Source organism: Polaribacter glomeratus, from assembly GCF_002954665.1.
GTDB lineage: Bacteria > Bacteroidota > Bacteroidia > Flavobacteriales > Flavobacteriaceae > Polaribacter > Polaribacter glomeratus.
Genome location: NZ_MSCM01000001.1, coordinates 280,289 through 302,904, shown reverse-complemented (window position 1 = coordinate 302,904; position 22,616 = coordinate 280,289). Strand labels below are relative to the sequence as shown.

Sequence of the window (22,616 nt, the reverse complement as noted above, 5' to 3'; positions counted from 1 at the left end):
TTAAGTATCAATTAAACACTTAAGTACAACTTTTAGATTGCTTACTAACACTGCTTTTTGGCTGCTACTTAGTATTCTTTTACCGTTTTTAAAAGTTTGGCAAACCTAGTAAAAAACAAAAAAGCCTCACATTTCTGTGAAGCTTTAAGTGAGCCCTGGAGGATTCGAACCTCCGACCGCCTCCTTAGAAGGGAGGTGCTCTATCCAACTGAGCTAAGAGCCCGTAGTTTTTAAGTTGCTACGACAACTTTGGTCGGGGTGGCAGGATTCGAACCTGCGACCTCCTCGTCCCAAACGAGGCGCGATGACCGGGCTACGCTACACCCCGAACTAAATAAATTTGCGGAGAGACAGGGACTCGAACCCTGGCGACAGTCACCCGTCGACAGATTAGCAATCTGCTCCATTACCGCTCTGGCACCTCTCCTTAAATTTAGAACTTATCACAATTATTTAAAATTGCGAGTGCAAATGTAGTATTCAAAAAACAATTTAGCAAATTGTTTCTAACTTTTTTTTATATTTTTTTTATTCTGGATATTCAACTCTTAAATGATAGATATTCATCAGCTTTTTCTTGATCACTTTTTTAATAACTTTTATCTCTCTAAACGTAATATCAGCGTTTAAAAACTGATTATCGGCCATCTGTTTGTCTATGATTTTATCAATTAAATCATTGACTGTTTGCGCAGTAGGTACTTTTATGCTTTTTGAAGCCGCCTCTGCAGCGTCACACATCATTAAAATTGCTGTCTCCTTAGAAAAAGGAATAGGACCTTGATATTGAAAATTTTTAATATCTATATGGGTATCCGGATTTAACTCTTGTTCTTTTTTATAAAAATAATAGGTAGAACTTGTACCATGATGTGTTCTTATAAAATCGATAATTCTATCTGGTAAATTGTACTTTTTAGCTAATTCAACTCCTTTTATAACGTGATCTGTAATTATTTTTGAGCTGTCTCTTGGTGATAAATCGTTGTGCGGATTTACGCCTGTAGATTGATTTTCAATAAAGTACGTAGGATTTAACATTTTACCAATATCATGATACAAAGCTCCTGTTCTTACTAACATTGAGTTTGCTCCTATTTCGTTGGCTGCTGCTTCTGCTAAATTTGCAACTTGCATAGAATGTTGAAATGTTCCTGGCGCTTTTTCATTTAACTCTCTTAATAACTTCGTATTTGTGTTTGAAAGCTCTAAAAGAGTAACATCAGACACTAACCCAAAAACTTTTTCATAAATATAAATTAAGATGATTGATAAAAAGGAAAGCAATCCGTTTGCCGCAAAAAGCATAAAATAATTTAAATTTATTTGTGAAGCATTTCCTTCTTTAATAATAGAAAATGCAAAATACGTAATCATGTAAATACCTGTAATCTGTGCCACAGAAATAAACAAGTTTGCTCTTTTGTATAATTCTGAAACAGTTAAAATAGTTACAATACCGGCAATAATGTGTAAGTAAATAAACTCGAAGCTATTTGGCACAATATAACCTAAAAGTAAGACGGTTAAAACGTGCGCAAACAAGCCCAAACGAGCATCAAAAAAAGCTTTTAAAATAATGGGTAATATACTTAGCGGAACAATATATAAATAATCTGAATTGTATTTAATAACCAATGTTTGTATAAAAATCATGGCAAATACATTAAAGAATATAAAAGTTACTTTATTATTATTCTCAAAAATATCTACTCGGTATTTATGAAGAAATAAAAGCAACATCAATAATGCTAAAGAAACCAGTATGGTATAGCCAAATACAATCCAATTATAATTAGAGTCTGTCCAAACTTTAGAATCAAATTCGCTTTTTAAAGAATTTAATATGGCTAATTTTCTACCTTCTACAATGTCTCCTTTTAAAATGATAAGTTCTTCTAAAGTTACCTTTCCTTTTGTATAAGAAATATGACTGATGTCGTTTGCTATTATTTTATCGGTGTAGAGCGTATCATAAGAAACATTGGGCTTTATAATACTTGCTAAAAGATTTAACATTTGTTTTTGCCCAAAAGAATAGGGTTCTTTGCCTAAGTTAATGTTTATAATTGCTAAAACATTTTTAGAAGTTAGCAGGTTTTTAAACAATACATCCTGTACTTCGTTGTCTTTTATGAGTGCAATTATTTCATCTTTTTTAGAAGCCCTGCCTTCACTTACAACTTCTAGAAAACCAACGCTATAAACTTGCTGTATAACATTTTCTCCTGTTTTTTTTAGTTGATTAATTTCATCTCTTGTAAAAGTATCAGTAGGTTTAATTAAATTAATCCTGCTATTAAAGGCTCGATTTACATCAGATAAAACCGCTAAATCGTATTGAAAATATTTTTTCGAATTCGTTTCTATATTCTTTTTTTCAATGACAATTTCTTCGGCTGTTTTTTGAATTGCAAAATCAAAAGGAGCTTGTAAATTATCATACTGCCAAGGCTTTCCTTTGGTAAAATCGTATTTAAACTGACCTCCTTTCGGAAACAAATAGACAATGGCTACAGTTGTAATCAAAAATAAAAACACCTTGTAAATAAAGGTATTGTTTCTGTAGATTTTATTTATTATTTCACTCATTCGTATTTCTCTTAATACACAAACTTACAGTAAAATTGTGAAGCTTAAAAATTACACATCTATTAAGATTTCATTTTGATATTATTTGGCTATTTTAGCCATATCTTATTTTGAATAAAAACACAAAGCGTAACGTATGAAAGATGTTGTAATAGTATCAGTAGCAAGAACACCAATAGGAAGTTTTATGGGGAGTTTATCTTCGATTCCTGCTCCAATTTTAGGCGCAACTGCCATAAAAGGAGCTTTGGCAAAAATTAACTTAGATGCTAATTTAGTAGATGAAGTTTTTATGGGAAATGTAGTTTCTGCTGGTTTAGGACAAGCACCTGCGAGACAAGCTGCCATTCATGCTGGCATTCCAGATACAGTGCCTTGTACAACGGTTAATAAAGTGTGTGCTTCTGGCATGAAGGCAATTATGTTAGCTGCCCAAGCAATTGCTTTGGGAGATGCGGATATTGTTGTTGCGGGAGGTATGGAAAACATGAGTTCAATTCCTCATTATCAACATGCTCGAAATGGTTCTAAATTCGGACCAATTACCATGGAAGATGGTATGCAAAAAGATGGTTTGGTAGATGCTTATGAAAATGTTGCAATGGGTGTTTGTGCCGATGAATGTGCTACTAAATATGAGTTTTCTAGAGAAGATCAAGATGCATTTGCCATTCAATCGTACAATAGATCTTCAAAAGCTTGGAGCGAAGGTAAATTTTCTGATGAAATTGTACCCGTTTCGATACCGCAAAGAAGAGGAGAACCAGTCCTTTTTTCTGAAGATGAAGAATATAAAAATGTATTTATAGAAAAAATCCCTGCATTAAGAGCTGCTTTTACAAAAGATGGAACCGTAACTGCTGCAAACGCATCAACTATAAATGATGGTGGAGCTGCATTAATTTTAATGTCTGCGGATAAAGCAAAAGAATTAAATATAACTCCGATTGCAAAAATATTAAGTTATGCTGATGCTGCTCACGAACCAAAATGGTTTACGACTGCACCTGCAAAAGCATTGCCAAAAGCCTTAGCAAAAGCAAATATCTCTTTAGATGCTGTAGATTATTTTGAATTGAATGAAGCTTTCTCAATTGTTGGTTTGGCAAATATGAAAATTTTAGGTCTTAATGATAAAAACGTAAATGTAAATGGTGGTGCAGTGTCTTTAGGACATCCTTTAGGTGTTTCTGGAGCTAGAATTGTAATTGCTTTAACCTCTATTTTAAAACAAAACAATGCAAAAATTGGTGCTGCAGCTATTTGTAACGGTGGTGGTGGTGCAAGCGCAATGATTATTGAAAGAATTTAAAAAATATAAGTTTGATTTTCGGTATTTGCAATCTTAGTATAACCCCAATAAGAGCAGAGGCTTCAGACAAGTCAGAAATGACAAGTCAGATGCTATTTGGTGAGCATTTTACAATCCTTGAAAAAGGTAAATATTGGAGTAAAGTTCGAATCTCTTTTGACGAGTATGAAGGCTATGTTGATAATAAACAATTTGAAGAAATTTCTGAAGAAATATTTCATAGGCTATCAACCAAAGAACCTATTTATTCTGGTGAAGTAATTGATTTTATTACAAGTTCTACGAACGATTTAATTACAATTCCTTTGGGTTCTAGATTGCCAAATTTTATCAATAATGAATTTATAATGAACTCTAAAAGGTATGCATACGATGGTGCAGTTTTTAGCGGTATACTTCCTAAAAACGAGATCATTAAAAACGCTTTCACCTATTTAAATACTCCTTTTTTATGGGGAGGAAAAACTCCTTTTGGTATTGATTGCTCTGGTTTTACACAAATGGCTTACAAACTTTGTGGCTACAAATTATTAAGAGATTCAAAACAACAAGCTAAACAAGGTGAAGTTTTAAGTTTTATTGAAGAAAGTGAACCTGGTGATTTAGCCTTTTTTGATAATGAAGAAGGAGAAATTATACATGTTGGTATTATTCTAAATGATTACCATATTATACATGCACATGGTAAGGTTAGGATTGACACTTTAGATCATAGTGGTATTTTTAATGCCGATTTACAAAAGCATACCCATAAACTTAGAGTTATTAAAAAAATGATATAAAAAAAACCGAAACTTTTAAGTTTCGGTTTTTTTCTATTAATTAAGAGAAAAATGTTATTGTCTCATCTTTTTGTAAATTACTCTTAAAGCATCTGCTTTATCATTCATTCTTAAAAGATCATAAATATTTAATAGTGATTTAACAGTATCTTCTGATCTATTAATTTCATCTGCTTTTTCTAAATAAGGCAAAGCTTTTCTATACAAATCTTTTTGCTTTACCTCTAACTCATCATACTTTTTTATATTAGATAAGTTTTTATTCATTTCAACAACGATCGCTTCTTCTCCAGATAAAATTGCAACTGCTAAATTCATGTAAGCATCTGCATAGTCTGGGTCTAACTCAATTGCTTTTTTATAATATCCAATTGCATCTTCGGTTTTTTTCTCATTAGCGTTCACAACACCTAAATTAAAAAATAAAGTTGCATTTGTTGGGTCTAATTTTATAGCTTCTTGCATTAAGGCACCAAACTTATCCATTTGATCCAATTTAATATATAATTGGGCCTCATTTAATAAAAGGTTTAAGTCTAATGGATTTGACTTTCTAGCTTCTTTTATAGCAACAATTGCCTCATCAGTTTTTCCTTGATTAATTAAAATATAACTAATATTTTTAACAATTTCGCTTTGCTTTGATTCTGACACTTCTGTAGTAGGCAATATATAAGAACCAGACTTTACCATTAAATCTCTTTGCACTTTAGTACCAAGATCTTCAACCACTCCTGTTTCTTTATTTGTTGCCATATATTGAGTACTAAGACCCGTATAACCTACCAATTGCAATTCTTTATAATACCCTAATGAAGCATCATATTCTTCTCCTAATGAAGCACTTAAGGCTGCGTTATATAAAAAAGAGGTATCAGTAGGACTTAACTTATATGTTAAATAAAAATTTTCTGCTGCTTTTTTATAGTCTTTATCGTCATTATAAAGCTTAATTGCATTGTTAGAAACAAACTGAATTAAATCATTTAGTTTTGGTTGCGCTTCTTTAGTATATTTTGCTTTACCAATTTCTTTTTCATAAGCAAATAATTGGTTGTATGCCTCTGCTGCTTTCTTTGCATCCATTTTACCATAAGCTTGCCCTTTGATAAAATAGTACTCTGCTTTGTATTTAGAATCCATGGTTGCTTCCATAGCTTCTAATGGCATAATAGCTTCTTGAGCTGCTTTAAAGTCGTCTTTTTTAAGTGCTTTTCCAGCAGCCTTTAGTTCGTCTTTTTGCGCAAATGCACCAATGGTGATTAATCCAATAGAAAGCGCTAAAATTTGTTTTTTCATTTTAATGAGTGTTTAATTTAATTTGATTTATTGTTATTCTTGATTTTCATTTGAATCATTTTCAATTTCCGTGCCATTTTCGTTTTCACCATCAACATCTTCGATTTCATCTTCCTCTTCATGCACAACTTTAGCTACTGCGGCAATGCTGTCATCTTCTTTAATCTTAATTAAACGAACGCCTTGTGTTGCTCTACCCATTACACGTAAATCTTCTACAGCCATTCTAATAGTAAGACCAGATTTATTGATAATCATTAAATCATTAGAATCATCTACATTTTTAATTGCTACTAGATTACCTGTTTTTTCAGAAATATTTAAAGTCTTCACTCCTTTACCTCCTCTATTTGTAATTCTATAATCATCAACACTAGAACGCTTACCATATCCTTTTTCAGATACTACTAAAATATCGGTTTCCGTATCATTTACAGCAACCATACCAATAACTTCATCTTTATCGTGCTGAAGTGTAATACCTCTTACACCAGAAGCAGTTCTACCCATTGGTCTCGTTTTTGCTTCTTCAAAACGAATTGATTTACCAGATGCTAAAGCCAACATTACTTGGCTATTACCATTTGTTAATTTCGCCTCTAATAACTCATCACCTTCTTTAATGGTAATTGCGTTAATTCCGTTTAATCTTGGACGAGAATATTGCTCTAAAGAAGTCTTTTTAACTTGACCTTTTTTAGTTGCCATAATTACATAATGACTATTAATATACTCTTCATCTTTTAAATCTTCGGTAACTAAAAAGGCTTTTACGCTATCATCTTGTTCAATATTGATTAGATTCTGCATTGCTCTACCTTTTGTGTTTTTACCACCCTCTGGAATTTCATAAACTCGCATCCAGAATACTTTACCTTTTTGAGTAAAGAACATCATATATTGATGGTTTGTACCAACAAATAAATGCTCTAAGAAATCTTCATTTCTTGTAGTTGCACCTTTTTGACCTCTACCTCCTCTATTTTGAACTTTATATTCATCAAGGTTTGTACGTTTTAAATAGCCTGCATTAGAAATTGTTACCACAACCTTTGTGTCTGGAATCATATCTTCTATACGCATATCGCCACCTGCATACTCAATTACAGATCTACGATCATCACCATATTTGTCTTTAATATGTAATAATTCGTCTTTTATAATTTCATAACGTCTTGGTTCATTTATCAAAATATCTTTTAAGTCGGCAATTGTTAACATAATTTCGTCAAATTCTGCTCTTAATTTATCTTGTTCTAAACCAGTTAACTGGCGCAAACGCATTTCTACAATTGCTTTTGCTTGAATATCTGTTAACTCAAAACGTGTAATTAAACTTTCTTTTGCTTCATCGGCATTTGTAGAAGCTCTAATAATTCTTATTACTTCATCTATATTATCCGATGCAATAATTAACCCTTCTAAAATATGCGCTCTTGCTTCTGCTTTCTTTAATTCGAATTCTGTTCTACGAACAACAACTTCATGTCTATGTTCTACAAAATAATGAATTAACTCTTTTAAATTTAATTGTTCTGGTCTACCTTTTACCAAAGCAATATTATTTACACTAAAAGAGGTTTGTAGTTGTGTATATTTATATAATTTATTTAAAATGATGTTAGGTATTGCATCACGTTTTAAGATATAAACAATACGCATACCGTTTCTATCAGACTCGTCTCTAATATTTGCAATTCCTTCTAATTTTTTATCATTTACAAGTTCAGCAGTTTTTTTAATCATTTCTGCTTTGTTAACTTGATACGGAATTTCTGTAACAATAATACACTCACGTCCTTTTACCTCTTCGATAATAGCTTTTGCGCGCATTACAATTCGTCCACGGCCCGTATGAAAAGCTTCTCTTACACCATCATAACCATAAATAGTTCCTCCTGTTGGAAAATCTGGTGCAGTTATGTGTTGCATTAATTCATCAATATCAATATCTCTATTATCGATATATGCAACGGTACCATTAATAACTTCTGTTAAGTTATGAGGCGCCATATTTGTTGCCATACCTACTGCAATACCCGAAGCTCCGTTTACTAATAAATTAGGAATACGTGTAGGTAAAACGGTTGGTTCTTGTAAAGTATCATCAAAATTTAAACGGTGATCTACAGTATCTTTTTCAATATCAGCTAACATGTCTTCTGATATTTTTTGCATTCTAACCTCTGTATAACGCATTGCTGCAGGAGAATCGCCATCTACAGAACCAAAGTTACCTTGGCCATCAACCATCATATAGCGAACGCTCCAAGGTTGTGCCATTCTCACCATAGAATCATACACAGAAGTATCACCATGTGGGTGAAACTTACCTAAAACTTCCCCAACAATTCTTGCTGATTTTTTATACGATCCAGTTGCCTTAATCCCTAATTCGTGCATACCAAACAATACTCTTCTGTGAACTGGCTTTAAACCATCTCTTACATCTGGTAATGCTCTTGAGACTATTACTGACATTGAGTAATCAATGTATGCAGCTTTCATCTGATCTTCTATGTTAATAGGAATTAACTTTTCTCCCTCTGCCATATATATTTTATTAATATTTATTCAAATTTTTAAAACAAGGCAAGATACTACTTCTAATAGTATCTACAAAGGTTTTAGGCGGTGTAATTAACTAGAGTTATCAACATTTTTTGATAATTTTTAACAACAATTTATTTGCTTGCTTTCGTAGAGTTTTATATCTTGTTCTAAATAGTCAAACTGTCAGTTATTTTTGTATTGGCATATTTTTTGTAATTATTCAAAAAAAAAAGGACTAAATTTACATCAATATAGAAAGAAATATGGACGATAATTTTTCACCAAAGGTTAGAGATGTAATCACTTTTAGTAAAGAAGAGGCTTTAAGATTAGGCCACGAATTTATTGGAACTGAGCATCTAATATTAGGTTTAATTAGAAAAGGAGAAGGAAAAGCAATAGAAATTTTAACAGCATTTAATGTTGATTTAAATTTATTACGCAAGCGGTTAGAACAATTAAACCCTACTGACCCTTCATTTATAGAGCGCACAGATAAACCTAGTTTGAGCCTAACAAGGCAAGCAGAAAAAGCACTAAAAACAACTTTTTTAGAAGCTAAATTGTATCAAAGTGAATCTATAGATACGGCACATTTATTACTGTGTATTTTAAGAAATGAAAATGACCCAACTACAAAGTTGATTCAAAAATACCATGTAAATTATGATGAAGCAAAAGCTTTATACAAACAATTACATGTAGATAATACAGAGGCAGACTTACCTTCTAACCCAATTGCAGAAACGCCTTCGGATGATGAAGATTATGCCTCAGAAAAATCAAATCCTTTTGACCAATCTCAAAAAGGAAAAAATGTAAAAAAATCTAAAACTCCGGTTTTAGATAATTTTGGTAGAGATTTAACCGATTTGGCAGAAAAAGGAAAACTTGATCCTGTAGTTGGTAGACAAAAAGAAATTGAACGTGTTTCTCAAATTTTAAGTCGTAGAAAGAAAAACAATCCAATGTTAATTGGAGAACCTGGAGTTGGTAAATCTGCCATTGCAGAAGGTTTGGCGCTGCGAATTGTTGAACGTAAAGTTTCAAGAATTCTGTTTGATAAGCGTATTGTTTCTCTAGATTTAGCAAGCTTAGTTGCTGGTACAAAATATCGTGGTCAGTTTGAAGAACGTATGAAAGCGCTAATGAATGAGCTTGAAAAGAATGATGATATCATTTTATTTATTGATGAAATTCATACCATTGTTGGTGCAGGTGGCGCAACGGGTTCTTTAGATGCTTCTAACATGTTAAAACCAGCTTTAGCAAGAGGCGAAATACAATGTATTGGCGCAACTACGTTGGATGAATTTAGAACAAATATTGAAAAAGACGGTGCATTAGAGCGTCGTTTTCAAAAGGTAATTGTAGATCCGACATCCGTAGAAGAAACCATACAAATTTTACAAAATATTAAGAGCAAGTATGAAGAACATCATCATGTAAATTACACAGACGATGCTATAGAAGCTTGTGTAAAATTAACGAACAGGTATATGACAGATCGTTATTTGCCAGACAAAGCAATTGATGCTTTAGATGAGGCTGGATCTAGAATTCATATCACAAATATTGTGGTTCCTAAACAAGTTTTAGAACTAGAATCGCAATTAGAAATTATTAGAGATCGTAAAACAAAAGCAGTTAATGGTCAGAAATACGAAGAAGCCGCAAAATTGCGTGATGATGAAAAAAACATTGAATCTGCGTTAAATTCTGCGCAAAAGCAATGGGAAGATGACTCTAAACTAAATAGAGAAATTGTTACCGAAGATAATGTTGCAGAAGTAGTTTCTATGATGACTGGGATTCCTGTAAATAGAGTGGCAGAAGCAGAAACACACAGATTACACGAGCTACCTTCTATGATAAAAGGAAAAGTAGTTGGGCAAGATGAAGCTGTAACCAAGGTTGTAAAAGCAATTCAAAGAAATAGAGTTGGGTTAAAAGATCCTAACAAACCAATTGGTTCTTTTATTTTTTTAGGTCAAACTGGTGTTGGAAAAACGCAATTAGCTAAAGTTTTAGCACGTGAATTATTCGATTCTGATGATTCTTTGATTAGAATTGACATGAGCGAATACATGGAAAAATTTGCAATCTCACGTTTAATTGGTGCACCTCCGGGATATGTAGGTTACGAAGAAGGAGGACAATTAACAGAGAAAGTTAGAAGAAAACCATATTCTGTAGTTTTGTTAGATGAGATTGAAAAAGCGCATCCAGATGTTTTTAATATGTTGCTACAAATTTTAGATGATGGCCATATTACAGATAGTTTAGGACGTAAAATAGACTTTAGAAATACCATAATTATTATGACTTCTAATATTGGTTCTCGTCAATTAAAAGATTTTGGAGGCGGTGTTGGTTTTGGAACTGAATCTAAAACAGCACAAGCAGATGCCAATGCAAAATCTTTAATTGAAGGTGCTTTAAAGAAATCTTTTGCTCCAGAATTCTTAAACAGAATTGATGATGTAATTGTTTTTAATGCACTAGAAAGAGAAGATATCCATTCTATAATTGATATTGAGTTAGGTAAGCTACTGAGTAGAATCTCTGATTTAGGGTATACTTTAGAATTAAGTGATAAAGCTAAAGATTACATAGCAGACAAAGGTTTTGATAAAAAGTACGGAGCAAGACCGCTTAAAAGAGCGATTCAGAAATATATTGAAGATGCTTTAGCCGAAGAAATTGTAAACTCAAAACTTTCTGAAGGAGACACTATTTCTATGGAGTTAGATGAAGAGAAAAATGAGCTCACCATCAAAATAAAAAAAGGTAAAAAGAAACCTGAAACAAGAACAGAAACAAAATCTTAAAATAATAAAAATTCCAAACGAAAGTTTGGAGTTTTTTTTTGCCTTAAAAAAAAGGGGTTTTTCCCCTTTTTTAGTTTTTAAAAAAAAATTATATTTGTTTAAAATTTATGTGATAAGTTTGTTTACAACACCTGAAAGTTTTCCCTAAAAATTAAATAATGGTTCTCTTAGAAATTACTTTACCATACAACGTGTTATTGGTTATTGGTGCTTTTTCAATATTATCAATCTTACTGCTAATTTTTATTTCTGTGAAACATTTATTAAAAAATAGAAATAAGTAATTTGGCTTGTTTATACATATTTAAATTTAATCAGAGTAAAAACCTCTTCAACTTATTTAAGTAGAATTTGAAATAATCAAAGTCAGATTTTTTTTTAGATACCTAAAAAATAAGCTAAACATTAAATAAGAAAATACATTTTTTCGCACCGCACTTTTAATTGAAAATAGTAACTCCGCTAAAAAGTTTAAACTACTTTTATATCATTTAATTTAAGTTGTTTATTACAAGCTTAGCTACATATTAAAAATAAATTTAACAACACCACAATTAGAACAGACCTCGTGCACCAATCGTGTAAAACTTTATGAATTCTATACTTGACGACTTTTAATAAAGTTCAAAAAAAGGAAGTCTTAAATAGTAGTGATTTAAAAAAATATTTTTTACTATTTACTTTTGATAAAAAGTATTAAGTTTGTTAAAAGTGCTATTTAATCAGCTTTTAGTTTTGTTAACTAAAGTAATTTTTAAAATATGAAAAAGTATATCTTACTACATTTATTGATACTACTTGCCAGTTGTGCAACTAACTTAAAAGTAAAACAGAAAGAAAACACTGTACTAGAAAATCAATTAAATTCTTTAGAATATAAATTAGTCTTGCCAGAAAATTGGCATTCTTTTTTAGACATACATAGAGAAATAGGCTATAAACCAATAGGCCAAAATAGTAAATATCCAGATATTCAAATTCAAGTACGTACTATACCCAAAACAAAAGACACAAATTTAACTTTAAGCGAAGTAGTTGCTAAAGAATCTACAAACAAAAGATTTGTAACAGATTATTTTAGAGAAGAAACGATTATTGAAACTAAGTTTGGTAAAACGTATATTGTAGACGAAAAATTTAACATGAACTTAAAATACCATATAATTAGACATATGTATTTTGAGTATAACTTAAGCTTCTACAGCTACTCTTATTATGCAAATTCGGCCTCTTTTAATAAGTATATTGATGATTACGGAGTAATGTTTGAATCATTAAAATTTAATTAATAGCTTTACTTTATAATTGCTATGCAAAAAAGGGTAAATAAAACAGAACTGTAAATTTTAACCCAAAAAATTTTGCTTGTTATCTTTTTAAATGAAAATTACTAACCTAACTAAAGACTATTTTAAATCATTAAAACTAAACTACATAAATATTAAATTGTGTAAAAGCTGAAAAAACAAAAATTTTGAAAACTGAAATTAATACTATTTGAATTGATCTAAACGAAGAGCTTTATAGGTTCATTTTAGGAAAAGTAAAAGATGAACAGACATCAAAAGACATTCATCAAGATGTTTTTTAAAAAGTTCAAACTAAAATTCATCAACTAAAACATACTTCTAAACTTACATCTTGGGTATATCAAATTACAAGAAATACTTTTATCGATTATTTTCGAAAAGTAAAAGATAAAAATCTATTCATAAATGATTTCGATATTTCTGAAACAGATACTGATAATTTTGAATACGCAAACCTAACCAACTCTATCAATCAAAAGATAGAAAACCTTTCTTCTCATCATAAAGAAGCAATTATTTTAACACCCTGTAAAAACTACTCGCAAAAAGAGTTGGCTAAACATTTAAAAAATTCGTATTCTAGAACAAAATCAAGAGTTCAAAAAGCGAAAGAAATTTTAAAAGAAAGAATATTAGATTGCCTAAATGTTGAGTCTGATAAAACTGGTAAATTATTAAACTTTGAAAATAATTAGAGTTAACTACGTCTTTTTCTAACGAATACCGTCCATCTTATATAACATAAAAAAATAGTATCATGGACAGTTCAAAAAAAATAGTTAAAGTACAAATTCTTAACGCTTTTGCTGAAAACGGAAAAGGTGGCAACCCAGCAGGAGTAGTTTTAAACGCAAATGATTTATCTAATAAAGATAAACTTGAAATTTCTAAAAAAGTAGGTTTATCTGAAACTGCTTTTGTTTCAAAATCTAAAACTGAAGACTTTAAATTAGACTTCTTTACCCCAAACAAATAGCGCACTGCGGACATGCTACGGTAGCCACATTTTCTTATTTAAAACAAATTGGCGTTTTACATAACGACAGTTCATCAAAAGAAACTATAGACGGGAAACGAAAAATAGAAATAATTGGGGATTTAGCTTTTATGGAACAGCTAGCACCAAAATATATGGATGTAAGCCACAAAGAAAGCGTAATTCTAAAATCATTAGGATTAGAGAAAATTGACTTAATGCCAAATACGCCAATCCAATTAGTAAATACCGGCAACTCATTTATACTTGTTCCTGTAAAAAATTATAAAATTTTAAAGTATATAATTCCTGATTTTGAGCTAATAAACGAAATTAGTGAAGCGTTTGATTTAATTGGGTACTATGTATTTTCTACGGATATAAAATATGATGCTACATCAAAAATGTTTGGTCCACGTTATGGAATATTAGAAGAGTCAGGAACAGGAATGGCTGCTGGACCACTTGCATGTTATTTATTTGATATCTTAAAAGTTAAGAAAAAAAAATTAACATCAACAAGGTAAATATATAAAAGAACCTTCAAAAAGTCTTATTATTGTTAACTTACAAATAGAAAAAGGAAAAATAAAAGATTTAATGGCTGGCGGAAAAGGAATACTAAATAGACAATTGGAAGTTGAAATTAACATCTAAAAGTACCCACAAAAATCATGTAAAGTTATTTTCATTTTTTAAGTTTACTTGCAAAAAGCTTTCTACACTTTTGCAAGTAAGTCTTTATTTAATAAATTTTCTTTTTAAAATAACAATCGTACTAGCAAGCGGATAAAAAAGCCAACTACAAAACCTAGTCAAACAACTCGAAACCATCAATTTCTAAAGAAGTAAAAACCAAACATTTTGTTTGTTTTAAAAGAGGGATTTTTCCTTATTGAGTTTTTGAGCAAAAAATTTTAACTCCCTTACTTACTGATAGAAGTCATTAAAACAAATACAAGTCAAAACTATATTAACTTAATTTGAGTTGTATCTTTCTCTAAAAAACATACTTATACGTATACTTTTAAATAAAAAAAATACATATAGGTATTCTTTTTTTTGTTTATTTATACATATTTGTATACTTTAGCACTAATCTAACTACCTATATGTACAAAAAAAAACTGATGAGAAACAAAAAAAAACTACTCATAGAACAATTAGATCAAAAATTAGTCGAATTTAAAAGTGCAGGTATGGTTCTAGTTCCACAAAAAGGATGGATTCATACCATTAGAACTACCTTTAATATGACTAGAGAACAATTAGGCACCAAACTAAATGTGACCAAAGGAGCTGTACAAAAAATTGAAGAACGCGAAGCTACAGGTCAAATTACCGTTCATAAATTAAGAGATGTTGGTAAAGCATTAGACATGCAATTTGTATATGGTTATGTTCCTAAAAATGGCAGCATTGAAGATCTAATAAATTTAAAAGCTGAAAAACTGGCTCGAAAAATTGTTTTAAGAACAAATCAAAACATGAAGCTAGAAGACCAAGGAATCGGTGATTATAAAATTAATGACTTGATAACAGACTTGGCAAATGAGATAAAAAGGGAAATGAGAAAGTCGTTATGGGATTAAATCTTACATATGAAGACGGCCAAACACCTTTAGATGAGGATGAAAAAGAAGGTCTTAAAATAAAATCAATAACAACACAAAAAGAACTCGACGAGTTTGAACAGTTAAATATTGAAAAGGCTGTAGAATGGACATTGCGTGCACATTTAAAATCTGAAAAAATATTGACCGAAAAATTTATAAAAGATTTTCACAAAAAAATGTTTGGCGATATCTGGAAATGGGCCGGCGAGTTTAGAATGTCTAATAAAAATATTGGAATAAATTGGACTCAAATAGCCATAGAATTAAAGAACCTTTTTGACGATACTAAATACTGGATAGAAAATAAAACATATACACCTAAAGAAATTGCAATTAGATTTAAACATAGAATTGTAGCAATACATTGCTTTCCAAATGGAAATGGTAGACACTCAAGAATGATGGCAGATATCATTATTGAATCTATTTTTGGAGAAGAAATTTTTAGCTGGCAAATGTCTAACATGGTCAAAGCAGATGAAACAAGAAAAGCATACATTAAAGCGCTAAGAGCGGCTGATAATGGAAACATAAATCCTTTACTAAAGTTTGCCGAAAACTAAATAATTAAAGCTAACAAACGTTGTAAGTAATCGCTACTTCTCGCCTATTCTAAAAATTAAAGTAAATTTTTAAATTACGTTTACTATTGAAAAACTAAGTATAAACTCATGAAAAACACGAACGACACTAGACTCCAAAATATCAATTTTTAAAAGTAAAAACCAAACATCTTATTTGCTTTAAAATAAAGGGTTTTTCCCTATTGACTTTTTGCGTGAAAAATTCTAACTTCGCTAACGACTGATATAAGTCATTAAAACGAAATCATATCAGTGTTAAGTTGTAACCAATTTGAGAACGAAATTGCGAACTCAAAAATTAATATTAACAATAAAAACAACATGCTAATGAATAAAAAGAAGAAAAAAATGAAAACAAAAAACAACGAAAAGAAAAGTTTAAGAAAAACTATTTCTTATTTATTCTTTTTTATAATTCTAATTTTCAGTAATTGTAATAAAGATGACACGCAACCTAATTGTGGCTGTGATTCTGAAACGAAAGCTATAATTAACGAATCAACTCAATTAATAGGAGCAATTACATACAAAGAACAAACACAATCGAATAGTTATTACACAAATAGATATTGGATTACTATTACAGATTCTAGCTGTTCAAATTGCGCACAACATATGATTGTTTGCAATGAAGATTTAATTACAAATGAAATTTTAAGCATTTTAAATTCTCAAACATCCTTAAACGTAAAGTTCTCTGGAGAACTAAAAGAAGTTTGTGAAAAAAGATTTGATATTTCAAACATATCTTATCAACTATTAACATTAACAAAAATTGAATTACAATGAAAAAAATATACTTAATATTGATATTGGTTTTACCAATATCAATATTTGCTCAAGAAAAATTGAGCTACACATCAAACAATCAGAATATTGAATTTAAAATTTCAACTACCGAATTTTATGTTAAATATAATCTACTAAACAATAAATATTTAAAAAAAAGGGCTTTTTCCCTATTGACTTTTTACGTGAAAAATCCTAACTTCGCTAACCACTGATGTATGTCATTAAAACGAAATCATATCAATATTAGGTTGTAGCACATTTGAGAAAAACCACAAACTTTTGAACGAATTTAAAAATATTTGGATTTTAGCTAAATCTGGATTCTTACCAAAAGAAAAACGAAATTTAAAAGAAACTATATTTCTTGGATTGAAACTCTACGGAATAATGATACTTCTGAAAGCGTTTTGTTTCGGAATTTCTTACTTCTTGGATTATTATGGAATTTTTGAAATACCAAAGAACATTACTGGAGAAAAATTAAGAGATTATAGTCCAATCCTAAAAATTTTAATGGTTGCGATTATTGGACCGATTATAGAAGAATTCACATACAGAATTGGATTATTGTTTTCAAAACGGAATTTAACAACAACTACAATCGGAATTTCTTATTTCATTTTAAAAAACCTATTAGAACTTGAAAAACTGTATTGTATATTAATTGCTTTAGGAATTGGTATTATTTTATATTTAAGTTTAAATCAAAAAAATGTTGACTTATTTTCCAAATTATGGAAAGTGAATAGGCGAAAAATATTTTATGGATTACTTTTAATATTTAGTTTGCCACATTTAGTAAATTATGAATTAACAATTGAATTATTAATTTTCTCACCAATAGTTATATTACCGCATCTTGTAGCTGGATTTATTTATAGTTATGCAAGATTAAATTCTGGAATAATTTTAGCGATTTGTGTTCATAGTTTTAATAATGGAATAATACCTCTAATATCATTAATAATAAAATAAAAAACGTGCTACAACAACGTGTATAACCAATTGCTTGGTTATAGCCTACTTGGAAATTCCTACGGAATTTCCTCTGGTTCGTTTTCTTTTGTTAACTTAGTTCTCGCCAACGCAACTAGCCATACACAAACACGTTAGCAAATCCTATTTAATCCAAGAAGCTCCTAACTATCAATTTTTAAAAGCATAGACTAAACATCTTATTTATTTTAAAAAAAAGGGCTTTTTCCCTATTGACTTTTTACGTGAAAAATCCTAACTTCGCTAACGACTGATATAAGTCATTAAAACGAAATCATATCAGTGTTAAGTTCTGTGTCATGCGACCAAAACATAAAAACAAGCATAAATGAACAATATAATCGAAAACTTAATAAGTATCGACACTGACAAAATGTTTGTGATATTACTTGCAATTTTCTTTACTATTGAGCAATTAGTGGAGAATGGCTCGGCTATTAAGAAAAACAGCGTCCACCTTTTTCATAGTATTATTTTGCAAACAGGTTACATAATTTTGAATATTCTATTAGCCTCTGTTTTTGTCTTCATTTTTGATTGGGTGGTTGAGAATAAAATTGGTTTGTTTAACCAAATCGAATTACCCTACATATTGCAAATTATTATTGGAATTATAATATTAGATTTTGTTGGCTATTGGACACATCGTCTTTATCACAAATGGCATTTATTATGGCGTTTGCATAGAGTTCATCACAGCGATACTAAAATGGATAGTTCAACTTCATTTAGAGCACATCCTTTTGATGTCTTCTTGGATAATGCTTCGGTTATAGTAGCAGGAGTTTTATTTGGTTTGGACATAAAAATAATTATTCTTCGTTGGATTCTTTACATGCCATTGTTCGTAGCACATCATGTTAGTTTTGTTTTTCCAACCTGGGTTGATTCATTTTTTGGGAAAATATTTGTCACACCAAATTTTCATAAAGTACATCATCATCAAGAACAAGAATTCACAGATTCCAACTACGGAAATATGTTTATTATTTGGGACAAACTTTTTGGAACATTTAAAGAATTGCCAGTTGATAAAATAAAATATGGATTAATAGAATTTGAAGGAACTAAAAAACAAAGTTTTTGGTATTTATTGATAAGTCCATTTATAAACATCAAACGTCTTGATAAATAAAATTAAAGCACGAACATACAACACCGTATATAATTTATTGCTAGATCTAGCCTACTTGCGAAAATTCTCACGGATTTTCTATTCGGTTTGTATTTGCTAAATTAGGTGCTTAAAACACGCAACAAACCATATAATACAACGTTAGCCATTCCTATTTAATCCAAGATTCCTAACTATCAATTTTTAAAAGCATAGACTAAACATCTTATTTATTTTTAAAAAAGGGCTTTTTCCCTATTGACTTTTTGCGTGAAAAATCCTAACTTCGCTAACCACTGATGTATGTCATTAAAACGAAATCGTATCAGTGTTAAGTTAGCAACAAGCTAAACAAACCAGAACTATGAAAATAACCAAACTATTATTCCTTTCAATTATTTCGCTTTTGCTTATTAGTGCTAATAAGCAAAATCAAACTTTTGATTTTAGAATTAGGACAATTACAGCAGGTATAACTTTAGAAAACCTGGATGATTTAAATTCAATAAATAAGGCAATCACTTTTTTAGAAAAAGCCAAAAAAATATTCATCAACAATGGTTACGAAGTACAGGACACAAGAATTTCTACACAGAACTTACACGAATTAGTCACTGATAAGCCAACTGCACATACAATAAAACAGCTCAAAGCAATTAACAAAATATTGGTTCAAAATAGTATAAGTCTATCTGTCGGCGAATTGATATCTGGCAATCAATGTGATGAAAAACTTGCTGAATGGGCGGTAGAATTAATTAAAGAGACTTCTAACATAAATTTTAGTGTTCCTATTTCTTCAGAAAGTCTCGGAATACATCATAAGACAATTAAAACAGCATCTGAAATATGTATTGCACTATCCAAGAACAGTAAGGGTGGCGAAGCGAATTTTAGATTTACTGCTTCTGCAAATTGTCCAGACGGAATACCCTTTTTTCCTGCCGCATATCATAAAGGAAAAAACAGTTTTGCTATTGGATTGGAATATCCCAATCTCATTACTAAAGTATTTATAAAATCTGATTGGGAGAACGCAGAAGCCAATCTAAAAAACGAATTGAACAAACAATTTAAACCAATTGAAATTTTAGGCCAAACTTTACAAACTTCTGATTGGAACTATGACGGAATTGACACTTCACCTGCACCTGGTTTGGACGCAAGTATTGGGCAAGCAATTGAGACTTTGACAGGCAAACCATTTGGCAGTCCAACCACTTTGAGTGCTTGCTCGATAATTACAAAGGTCATCAAAAATTTAGATGTAAAATCTTGTGGTTATTCAGGACTAATGCTTCCTATAATTGAGGATATGGTTTTAGCGAAAAGAGCAATGGAAAATAACTATACTGTTGAGGAATTGTTGTTATTCTCGTCTGTTTCAGGAACGGGTTTAGATGTTATTCCTGTTGCGGGAGATCTCTCGAAAGAAACGATTGAAGGAATATACAGAGATGTAGCCTCTTTATCAATTAAATATTTCAACAAAGCTTTATCTGCAAGATTATTTCCAATTCCCGGAAAAAAAGCTGGCGACATTATTGATTTTGAGAATCCTTATCTGACTTCTTCGGTTGTTATGAAATTGAATTGATAGTATGAAGAAAAGACAGTTACCAACAATGTATATAAAAAATAGGCGAAATAGCTATAAAATTAAGGGTTTCGGCTCGTATCAAACATTATGTTTAACCGAAAGTTCAGTGCTTGGTAATCGCCTACTTTTCATATACTAAACGTTAGCGAATCCTATTTAATCAATTCCTAACTATCAATTTTTAAAAGCAAAAACAAAATATCTTGTTTGCTTTAAAAGAAAGGGTTTTTCCCTATTGACTTTTTGCGTGAGAAATCCTAACTTCGCTCACGACTGGTATAAGTCATTAAAACGAAATCATATTAGTGTTAGGTTGTACACAAGTAAAAAAATCTAATCCGAGAATTATGAATAAAGCATTTTTAACAATACTGACTACAATTTTACTATTCTGTAGTTGCCTATCAACGGATAATAATTCAGTTTTAGAGAAAAGCAAAGAAGTTGTTTTGGAGTATCACAAAGTTTGGAATGAAGGTAAATATGACAACTTAAATGACATACTAACTTCTGACTTTGTTTGTCATTATTTAACAAGTGAAGAATGGACAGGTATTGAAGATGCTAAAAAAGCAATTTCGGACTGGAGAACACTTTTTCCAGATTGGAACGAAGAAATAGTTGATATCATTCAAGAAAAGGATAAAGTCGTAACTCGTTATAAAGCGACAGCAACTCATACCAGAACTTACGAAGGAATTGATTCAACAGGAGCTAAAATTGAAATATACGAGGTTTCTATTTATCGAATAAGTAATGGTAAGATAGCGGAACAATGGTGCTTCCCTGATGACCCAAGTATAAAAACACAAATTCTTAATTTTAAGAAATAATAGAAAACCTGTGCACAACAATGTATATAAAAATAGGAGAAACAGTAGTAAAATTAAGGGTTTAAGCTCGTATCAAACATTATGTTTAACCGAAAGTTCAGTGCTTCGTAATAGCCTACTTTCCTTACACAACACGTTAGCGAAACCTAATTAAACAACTCTAAACTATCGAATTCTAAAAGTAAAAACTAAATATTTTGTTTTTCTTAAAAAAAGGGGGTTATTCCATTGCCTTTTTGTGTGAAAAATCCTAACTTCGATAATTAGCGATAAAAGTCATTAAAACGAAATTACATCAGCGTTAAGTTGTATGTAATTTTTGACTCATTCTAAAACAACGAAAATGAAAAATAAAATTTTAATTTCCATTATTTTATTTAGTTTATTACTAAGTAACTGTCAAGATCCATATATTCGATTTAACCCTCTGTCTAATGAAAGTAATATAATTGTTCCTGATACTATTAAACCTCAAGAATCTATTAATGACCCACAACAGAGTGGTGTTGCTTGTAATTATAAATCTAAAAGCAGTTCATTTACAGAATTAATTGACATCATTGATATCCCTAATGATTTACCTGAGGATCATGATTTATCTAGTGATATGCCTCCTGTTAGAAGTCAAGGTAATCAAGGAAGTTGTGTAGCATGGGCAACTTCATATTATCTAAAGAGTTATCAAGAAAAAATACAACATGATTATGAATACCTTTCATATGAGAATGTAATGAGTCCAGCATTTGTATATAATAAATCAAAAGCAAATGACGACTGTAATTCTGGCTCTGCAATTACAAGTGCTTTAGAGGTCTTAAAAGAATACGGAGTAAATAATTGGAAATATTTTCCATATTCAGATACACAATGTTCTAATTTACCTACAGAAGAATTACTAAAAAAAGCAAGTCAAAATAAAATTAAAGAATACTTTCAGGTAGGAATTCCTGATTCTAATTTGGATTCTAATTATACTTTAATAAATCTTATAAAAACTTTAGTTTATCAAAAAAATCCAATTGTTATATCATTAGATTGGAAAGACCTTATTTTTGAAACTCAAGAAACAGAATTAATAGCTACTTCATTCAGTCAAAATCCAACTGATGAATGTGGACATGTTGTATTAATAGTTGGTTATGATAATCAAATGAGTGCATTTAAAATTGTTAATTCTTGGGGAACAAGTTTTGGGAATGGAGGTTATGCTTGGATACATTATAATTTTTTCTTGTCTGATAATAATAATGATTTTGAAAAAGGTTTAGAAGGCTCCTTTATAGCATATGACGAAGATTAATAAGCTACCTACAAACATCGTATAAAATTAATTGCTGGTAAAAGCATACTTTCTAAAGTGGTCTCGAACTTTGAATATGTGATTTATTTGCTAACTTTAGTACTTAAAACACGCAGCTAATATTAT

The 22,616-nt window shown here is 30.5% G+C and carries 18 protein-coding genes and 3 tRNA genes; 15 read left to right on the top strand and 6 right to left on the bottom strand.

Going from position 1 to position 22,616, the window contains the following annotated elements:
* Positions 1–149: 149 nt before the first annotated feature.
* From BTO16_RS01295 to BTO16_RS01280, 4 genes are all read right to left on the bottom strand, one after another.
* A tRNA-Arg gene (locus tag BTO16_RS01295) sits at positions 150–223 on the bottom strand.
* A 27-nt stretch (positions 224–250) separates the two neighbouring features.
* Positions 251–328: transfer RNA gene (locus tag BTO16_RS01290), tRNA-Pro, on the bottom strand.
* 15 nt (positions 329–343) lie between these two features.
* Positions 344–427 (bottom strand) — tRNA-Ser (locus BTO16_RS01285).
* Between the two features lie 101 nt (positions 428–528).
* Positions 529–2,592, bottom strand: a complete 2,064-nt coding sequence (locus tag BTO16_RS01280) for an HD family phosphohydrolase (RefSeq protein ID WP_105019871.1) — start codon at positions 2,590–2,592, stop codon at positions 529–531.
* A gap of 136 nt (positions 2,593–2,728) precedes the next feature.
* Between BTO16_RS01280 and BTO16_RS01275 the strand changes: the two genes are divergently transcribed.
* Together BTO16_RS01275 and BTO16_RS01270 are read left to right on the top strand one after the other, a co-directional pair.
* Complete coding sequence (locus BTO16_RS01275; protein WP_105019870.1) at positions 2,729–3,904, top strand: acetyl-CoA C-acyltransferase; 1,176 nt, start codon at positions 2,729–2,731, stop codon at positions 3,902–3,904.
* A 14-nt stretch (positions 3,905–3,918) separates the two neighbouring features.
* Positions 3,919–4,686, top strand: coding sequence for a C40 family peptidase (locus BTO16_RS01270; RefSeq protein ID WP_105021465.1), 768 nt, complete (start codon positions 3,919–3,921; stop codon positions 4,684–4,686).
* 54 nt (positions 4,687–4,740) lie between these two features.
* On the opposite strand, the gene BTO16_RS01265 is transcribed toward BTO16_RS01270, so the two are convergent.
* Both BTO16_RS01265 and gyrA read right to left on the bottom strand, forming a co-directional pair.
* Positions 4,741–5,985: a tetratricopeptide repeat protein gene (locus BTO16_RS01265; RefSeq protein ID WP_105019869.1), complete on the bottom strand. Its 1,245-nt coding sequence runs from the start codon at positions 5,983–5,985 to the stop codon at positions 4,741–4,743.
* Between the two features lie 33 nt (positions 5,986–6,018).
* Positions 6,019–8,538, bottom strand: a complete 2,520-nt coding sequence (gene gyrA / locus BTO16_RS01260; RefSeq protein ID WP_105019868.1) for a DNA gyrase subunit A — start codon at positions 8,536–8,538, stop codon at positions 6,019–6,021.
* Positions 8,539–8,801: 263 nt separating this feature from the next.
* Here gyrA and BTO16_RS01255 point away from each other — a divergent pair, with 263 nt between their 5' ends.
* From BTO16_RS01255 to BTO16_RS01200, 13 genes are all read left to right on the top strand, one after another.
* Entirely contained in the window at positions 8,802–11,369 is a 2,568-nt protein-coding gene (locus tag BTO16_RS01255; protein WP_105019867.1) for an ATP-dependent Clp protease ATP-binding subunit, read from the top strand.
* A 761-nt stretch (positions 11,370–12,130) separates the two neighbouring features.
* Positions 12,131–12,658 (top strand): hypothetical protein, encoded by a 528-nt coding sequence (locus BTO16_RS01250; protein WP_105019866.1) that lies wholly within the window; start codon positions 12,131–12,133, stop codon positions 12,656–12,658.
* A 317-nt stretch (positions 12,659–12,975) separates the two neighbouring features.
* Positions 12,976–13,374 carry a sigma-70 family RNA polymerase sigma factor gene (locus BTO16_RS01245; RefSeq protein WP_262503044.1) on the top strand — a complete coding sequence of 133 codons (399 nt, stop codon included), beginning with the start codon at positions 12,976–12,978 and terminating at the stop codon, positions 13,372–13,374.
* A 62-nt stretch (positions 13,375–13,436) separates the two neighbouring features.
* Positions 13,437–13,655 (top strand): PhzF family phenazine biosynthesis protein, encoded by a 219-nt coding sequence (locus BTO16_RS17920; protein ID WP_262503026.1) that lies wholly within the window; start codon positions 13,437–13,439, stop codon positions 13,653–13,655.
* Positions 13,628–14,182, top strand: coding sequence for a PhzF family phenazine biosynthesis protein (locus BTO16_RS17915; protein ID WP_317045802.1), 555 nt, complete (start codon positions 13,628–13,630; stop codon positions 14,180–14,182). The genes BTO16_RS17920 and BTO16_RS17915 overlap by 28 nt, the downstream gene beginning before the upstream one ends.
* A 603-nt stretch (positions 14,183–14,785) precedes the next feature.
* A complete protein-coding gene (locus BTO16_RS01235; protein ID WP_105021464.1) occupies positions 14,786–15,247 on the top strand; it encodes a mobile mystery protein A in 462 nt (153 codons plus the stop codon).
* Complete coding sequence (locus tag BTO16_RS01230; protein WP_105019865.1) at positions 15,238–15,834, top strand: mobile mystery protein B; 597 nt, start codon at positions 15,238–15,240, stop codon at positions 15,832–15,834. The genes BTO16_RS01235 and BTO16_RS01230 overlap by 10 nt, the downstream gene beginning before the upstream one ends.
* 369 nt (positions 15,835–16,203) lie before the next feature.
* Positions 16,204–16,644, top strand: coding sequence for a hypothetical protein (locus BTO16_RS01225; protein ID WP_146105325.1), 441 nt, complete (start codon positions 16,204–16,206; stop codon positions 16,642–16,644).
* 282 nt (positions 16,645–16,926) lie between these two features.
* Positions 16,927–17,622 carry a CPBP family glutamic-type intramembrane protease gene (locus tag BTO16_RS01220; protein ID WP_105019863.1) on the top strand — a complete coding sequence of 232 codons (696 nt, stop codon included), beginning with the start codon at positions 16,927–16,929 and terminating at the stop codon, positions 17,620–17,622.
* A 517-nt stretch (positions 17,623–18,139) separates the two neighbouring features.
* Entirely contained in the window at positions 18,140–18,778 is a 639-nt protein-coding gene (locus BTO16_RS01215) for a sterol desaturase family protein (protein WP_170064392.1), read from the top strand.
* Between the two features lie 343 nt (positions 18,779–19,121).
* Positions 19,122–20,354, top strand: coding sequence for a DUF711 family protein (locus BTO16_RS01210; RefSeq protein WP_105019861.1), 1,233 nt, complete (start codon positions 19,122–19,124; stop codon positions 20,352–20,354).
* Between the two features lie 350 nt (positions 20,355–20,704).
* Positions 20,705–21,190, top strand: coding sequence for an ester cyclase (locus BTO16_RS01205; protein WP_105019860.1), 486 nt, complete (start codon positions 20,705–20,707; stop codon positions 21,188–21,190).
* Between the two features lie 319 nt (positions 21,191–21,509).
* Positions 21,510–22,490 (top strand): C1 family peptidase, encoded by a 981-nt coding sequence (locus BTO16_RS01200; protein WP_146105324.1) that lies wholly within the window; start codon positions 21,510–21,512, stop codon positions 22,488–22,490.
* Positions 22,491–22,616: the final 126 nt, after the last annotated feature.

Coding starts and splice junctions, on each gene's coding strand:
- BTO16_RS01230 (WP_105019865.1), top strand. CDS start 15,238: ATGGGATTAAATCTTACATATGAAGACGGCCAAACACCTTTAGATGAG.
- BTO16_RS01275 (WP_105019870.1), top strand. CDS start 2,729: ATGAAAGATGTTGTAATAGTATCAGTAGCAAGAACACCAATAGGAAGT.
- BTO16_RS01205 (WP_105019860.1), top strand. CDS start 20,705: ATGAATAAAGCATTTTTAACAATACTGACTACAATTTTACTATTCTGT.
- BTO16_RS01225 (WP_146105325.1), top strand. CDS start 16,204: ATGAAAACAAAAAACAACGAAAAGAAAAGTTTAAGAAAAACTATTTCT.
- BTO16_RS01250 (WP_105019866.1), top strand. CDS start 12,131: ATGAAAAAGTATATCTTACTACATTTATTGATACTACTTGCCAGTTGT.
- BTO16_RS01265 (WP_105019869.1), bottom strand. CDS start 5,985: ATGAAAAAACAAATTTTAGCGCTTTCTATTGGATTAATCACCATTGGT.
- BTO16_RS17920 (WP_262503026.1), top strand. CDS start 13,437: ATGGACAGTTCAAAAAAAATAGTTAAAGTACAAATTCTTAACGCTTTT.
- BTO16_RS01235 (WP_105021464.1), top strand. CDS start 14,786: ATGAGAAACAAAAAAAAACTACTCATAGAACAATTAGATCAAAAATTA.
- BTO16_RS01255 (WP_105019867.1), top strand. CDS start 8,802: ATGGACGATAATTTTTCACCAAAGGTTAGAGATGTAATCACTTTTAGT.
- BTO16_RS01280 (WP_105019871.1), bottom strand. CDS start 2,592: ATGAGTGAAATAATAAATAAAATCTACAGAAACAATACCTTTATTTAC.
- BTO16_RS01210 (WP_105019861.1), top strand. CDS start 19,122: ATGAAAATAACCAAACTATTATTCCTTTCAATTATTTCGCTTTTGCTT.
- gyrA (WP_105019868.1), bottom strand. CDS start 8,538: ATGGCAGAGGGAGAAAAGTTAATTCCTATTAACATAGAAGATCAGATG.